The 1389-nt window shown below is 41.3% G+C and carries 1 protein-coding gene; it reads right to left on the bottom strand.

Going from position 1 to position 1389, the window contains the following annotated elements; genetic code table 11:
• Positions 1–524 precede the first annotated feature (524 nt).
• Positions 525–962, bottom strand: coding sequence for a hypothetical protein (locus ACN4EE_RS23395; protein WP_431708911.1), 438 nt, complete (start codon positions 960–962; stop codon positions 525–527).
• Positions 963–1389 lie beyond the last annotated feature (427 nt).

Consider the following 1389-nt stretch of genomic DNA (forward strand, 5'->3'; position numbering starts at 1 on the left):
AGATATATCTTAACTTATTACGATCGAACCCACTACCTCGATCGAACCCCATTATACTGTCATTGCGAGGCACGAAGCAATCTCTCAAACTCGATCATTCCCTATTTTTTTTAGCTCAAATTTCTGTGGAATAAGATGATAGCCCATAGCTTGTAATATTGTTTTAATGAAGCAATCTAACAACTCAATCGAAGCTCCTATCCTGCACGAAGCAATCTCACACTCGATCGAACTTTCTTGTCATTGTGAGGCACAAAGCAATCCCCTAAACTCTATCGAACTTCCTTGTCATTGCGAAGCACTATCAGCAATCTCACAACTCGATCGAACCTTACCATCACTCACCTCGATCAAACCTTACGCTTCAATTTCTCTCTCGGACATCGATCGCAATTGGACATCTCGACTACGCTCGATGTCCTGTTCACTTCGACTGAAGTTCACTGAGCGTAGTCGAAGTAAACGGATTCTCTCAATGAACTGAAGATGATCTATAGATCGATCTCGTGACTAAAAAAAGAAAATTAGTCTAAACCGTCAACTCCAGCACCAGCACGAATGATAGAAACTACATCGGAAAGACCTCCGGGTAGTGCAGCAGCCGCATCTAATCTGGCAGCAGCAGCAGCTGTGAAGCTAGAACCAGCAGGAGCACCAGCAACAGCACCTCCTGTGACAGTTAAACCAGGACCACCTGTATTAAAAACGACTATATTATCGCTTAGGTTTGCAGTTGCTCCACTATAACCAGGAGTAACTGTTACCGTTGTGGCGTTAAACATAGAACCACTAGGAGCAGAAAGTTCTGCTCCAATTGATTGAGTCGCACCGTTCATTAACACAAGGGTGGAACTACCAGAAATATAGGCTTGTTGAGCTTGAGCAGAGGTAATATTTGCGACGAGAACACTTACGACACCTAAACCAATGGTGGTAGCGACTCTTTGAATTTTATTATACATAGTTGGCATGATTTTTTTGAGTTGTGGACAAAAATATTAGAAAGACTTAAATAGCTAAAAGTCTCAAAATTAGGAAAAGATTATTTTCTTAGTCTAAACCGTCAACGCCAGCACCCGCACGGATAATAGATACAGCATCTGAAAGAGCTAAACCAGGAGTTAGTCTGATAGCAGCCGATGCCGTACTCTTGAGAAAGAAAAACAATTAATATCAGTCTTAGAGCAAAACAAAAGGGATTCTCCTTCTTCTGGAGAGTTCGTCACATTAAATCAGGAAAATGAAGAGACACAGCAGGATGAACAAAAGCAACACTACGACATTATCGAGGGTAATATGGTGCCAATAATAATAGCCAACACGGCTATTACACTCAATACGGTAGATAGGATTGAGCAAGAGCAATTTATTCTTCCCTCAAATTATAAC

Origin of the sequence: Geminocystis sp. CENA526 (assembly GCF_050753365.1) — a bacterium.
Lineage (GTDB): Bacteria > Cyanobacteriota > Cyanobacteriia > Cyanobacteriales > Cyanobacteriaceae > Geminocystis.

Excerpts from the sequence above, each read along its gene's own strand:
- ACN4EE_RS23395 (WP_431708911.1), bottom strand. The coding sequence starts at position 962 with ATGTATAATAAAATTCAAAGAGTCGCTACCACCATTGGTTTAGGTGTC.